3 protein-coding genes are annotated in these 3693 nt (G+C 42.6%); all 3 read right to left on the reverse strand.

What is annotated here, in order from left to right; all coding sequences use genetic code 11:
• Window positions 1–404 precede the first annotated feature (404 nt).
• Window positions 405–1289 (reverse strand): zinc-dependent peptidase, encoded by an 885-nt coding sequence (locus WBA23_RS16240; protein ID WP_424583337.1) that lies wholly within the window; start codon window positions 1287–1289, stop codon window positions 405–407.
• 114 nt (window positions 1290–1403) lie between these two features.
• Window positions 1404–2087, reverse strand: a complete 684-nt coding sequence (locus tag WBA23_RS16245) for a hypothetical protein (RefSeq protein ID WP_424583338.1) — start codon at window positions 2085–2087, stop codon at window positions 1404–1406.
• A gap of 161 nt (window positions 2088–2248) precedes the next feature.
• A partial coding sequence (locus WBA23_RS16250; RefSeq protein ID WP_424583339.1) for a COG3014 family protein occupies window positions 2249–3693 on the reverse strand: 1445 nt, incomplete at its 5' end.

The raw sequence follows: 3693 nt of genomic DNA on the forward strand, positions 1-3693 counted from the left end.
AGTGCAGAAACTGTTCATTTAAATGAACGCATAGCTCGAGGCACTGTTCCATTCTCAAAAATGGGTCAAGGGAAATTTCGCAAACTGTTCAACCGGCATACAACCGCGTATCGCTGATAAGAAACGAAGCAACAACAACCCATATCTTACTATTGACAAAGTCACTCATTGAGTGACTTCTGTTTTGAAGGAACATCGGTATATAAGTTTAACTAAGTGGAATTCGTTGATCAATAACGCCTTCAATTAATCACTTTAGTAAAGACAGTAAAGGACCAGAAAAAAAGTTGGAAAATCTCTGATACGGAACTAAAAAGCTAATTGTAAAATCAGTTTCAATCTAGTTCTTTACGTATTGGCTAATATATCAGCCGTTCTACTTCTAATTGAAGAGCATGAAAATGTTAGTTATCCATACAGCATTTTTTAAATTTCTCACCTGATCCGCAGGGGCAAGGATCGTTCCGGCCAATGCGTTTTGGTTTACGAAAAGGGTTTCGTAGCCGTTTAGCCATATCTTGATGATATACTTTACGAAGAAGTTTGTACAAATCAGGGTGTTTACTTTTAAAGAGCTTAGGCCGCTCAAAAAAATATTCGCTGGTGACCGCCAAAAATTCTTCTTCCTTTGTTCCGGCGTACTCATCAATATCGCTCTTGCCTTTCCGAATACGCTCCATCTCGCGGTGCATTAGTCTTAGCCAGGGTTTGGCGTATTCTCGGTCATTAAGCTCACCGGGCACCCCGTCAATAGCACCATCTTGCTTATCTAAGATGTGAACAAACTCATGGATGCCCACATTATGCTTATCAGTAGTATTAGCGAAGCCCTGCTCTAAACTATGCTTGCTTAAGATCATTACGCCTTCCATATTGCGCCCATTACCCACCATTCCGGTAATTACCTGCTCGGGGTTTTCTGTAGAAAAATTTCGGTCAAAGGCAGACGGATACAACAGCACTTCGCGCAGATATGTGTAGTTCCAGCGAGGGAAATTGAATAGAGGAATAACAGCACTACAGGCAGTAAGCAGTCGGTCTAAATCAGTAACTTTGGTACGAACTCCGGTAATGCGAACCTGTCGTAGGAAGTTGCGGATCTTCCTTTCAAAACGCCGTCTACCTTTGGCATCTAGGTTCTGGTAGAAGTGAATGTGTTTTTGTAGCAGCTCCTGCCATTCGGTAGGGAATTTACGAGGTACGCGGTATATCGGACGGTTCTGCCACCAGGCCCAGTAACCTAAAAAAGCGAATAGCCCAAAGCCTACTATTGTAAAAAAAGTATCCATATTGGTAAAAAATTAGCGTGAACGCTGTTATTCGGCTTACGTATTCTGAACATAAGAAAAGCAACCTACCGAGGCAGATTGCTCATATCTAACTACTTTTAATATTGCTGCTCACTATGAGTTGTTACTATTGGCTTGGCTAGTATCTGACTGTACCGGCTCATACGATGGAGTCTTACGCTCGTTGCTAGTTTCTGCTTTAGTAGAAGAAGGTTTGTTAGGATTAATATTCTTCGTGGGTTGAATTTGAGCGTTTTGATTATCGCTTGGTTCCAATTCTTTAGTAGCGGGATTGATGGTATGGTCAATACGTTCCATTACGGTATCCTGAACTACCTTTTCGTTCAATACTTTGTAGTCACCTTTCTCAAATTCTATTTGTTGTTCTTTGCTTATCGTTTCGGTTATCGTATCAACAAGAATCTTCTTTTTAACGATTTTTCGGGTTACTTTATACGTTTTGGTAGCACTTACCGTATCAACTTGTTCAATAGTTCGTCGATTTACATCGTAAGCAATATTAGTAGCTATTGTATCGGTCTTTACTACTACCTCTACTGTCTTAGCTTCGGTGTAATTGTTACTCGCTGATTCGCTGTTTTCAACTAAATCTTCCGTTTCGTCGGTCCTTGTTTCATTTATGTTGAGGTGGGTATCAACATCACCCAAGGCTTCTTCCTCATCAGCGTCTACTGTTGAGTAAGCATCTTGGGTATCATCATTCTCAACTTGATTGCTATTAGGGCCACAACTTAGCATCATTGCAAATGCTAATAGGGTTACTATAGTTAGTCTCATAATTAATTTAATAGGTTAGTAATTAGAAAGTTATACTTACTGCTGTAGTAGAAGAACCGTGCCAAATGGCCGGTATATAGAATTACCCAGTTTTAGCTTATACTGTGAGGATACTGTTTTACGTCAGTGGGGAATCAGCGCAACACTATGCCAGCAGAACGCTAATAAGAAAGATAGGGAAAGGGCGCAGAGGTTGACTCTAATGAGTGAAAGGACCCAAACGTAGTTCTATTTCTACGGATAGTATAGGTTAAGTTATGTTTCTGAGCGCCCGTGTTCGGCCGGCTTAGTTGCAGCTCTACGCTTTGTTCACCTGCGGGTAGAGGTAATCGCGTATAGCTAATACTATGGGGAATAGTTTGCCAATTGCGGGTGTCGGCTCGTTCAGTGAAGGCGTTTACTAATCCAACAATAGCCCCTAAATCCTCATTCTCTGATCTAACGCCATATTCAGCAGACTTCTTCAGCGCTACTCTCAGCAAAGACGTACTAAACTCTTTAAACATTCGCTGTTGCAAACTATGAACCGCAATGCCATTAATATCCTGCGCCAGCTCCAATTCTCGCGAAGTGCCGAACGGCGAATATAGTTGGGCACTGGTAAAGTATGCGCGACGTTCAACATACTTTGGAAAAGCAACTCGCACCAGTTCGAGATTGCCTAATCCCTTTTCTTCATACTCCTCATTGCTGCTTACTGCAAACGGAAGGTTCCATCCTAATTCGTCATTCTTAAACACCATGGCCCCGCCACGCCCCCGGATTAAGGCAAAGTTTAAGCTCCATTCCGATTTTATCGGACCTAATCCGTTGTTCCAGAAAAATACCAGTTCCCCTTCATTAGTTTTTTGTTCGTTGTATTTCCTACCTAATTCCTTTTCATAGCGCTGTAATTCACTGGTGAATCCCATCCGGTGGGCCGTTCGTAATAAATCCTGTTGCAACTGTTCCGGGGCATCTAGCCCAAACAAGGGTAAATAATCTTCACGGTAGATATTCACAGCGTTGCGGTAAGCAATAAAAGCATTATTATAATCCCGGTCGGCATCGTAGATAATACCCATCAGCGTATGGATGAAAGCATCGCGGTGGTAGCGGCCCTTGTTTCCAAGTAATCCCTCGTTGTACTGGCGGCTATATTTGACTAGCTTAATATTCATTCGTTTGCACTCTACCAAGGCGGCCTGGGTATCACCTAGCTGAAGATAGTTCAGGACTTTATAGTAGTGCAGCAGTAGTAGTTCGTGGTCTTCGCCAGTGTAGTAGGCCACCATTGGGTTGATGAGTAACGAAGTAGCCACGTTCCAGTAGTTGTTCCGCAAGTCTTCGCCTAGTTCGTAGGCTCGTTCCAGAAAGTTGTTGCTATCCTCAAAATTGCCCTGCATAGAAGCTACCACTCCCCGGTTAAGGTAGTACAGCAGTTGGGCTTTCCCCTCGGGAGCTCTTTTACTTCCAGCTAGCACCTTTTCGGCCTGTTCCAGATTACCTTCTTCAAACGAGTGATTGAAGCGCTCATTCATTCGGTAGTACGAAGCGCAAGCACTCAGAAAGCACGCTAGAAGAATAACAAAAAGCCTAAATTTCATAGTAAGAAATAGAAGGGAAA

Source organism: Tunicatimonas sp. (genome assembly GCF_049647865.1).
Lineage (GTDB): Bacteria > Bacteroidota > Bacteroidia > Cytophagales > Cyclobacteriaceae > Tunicatimonas.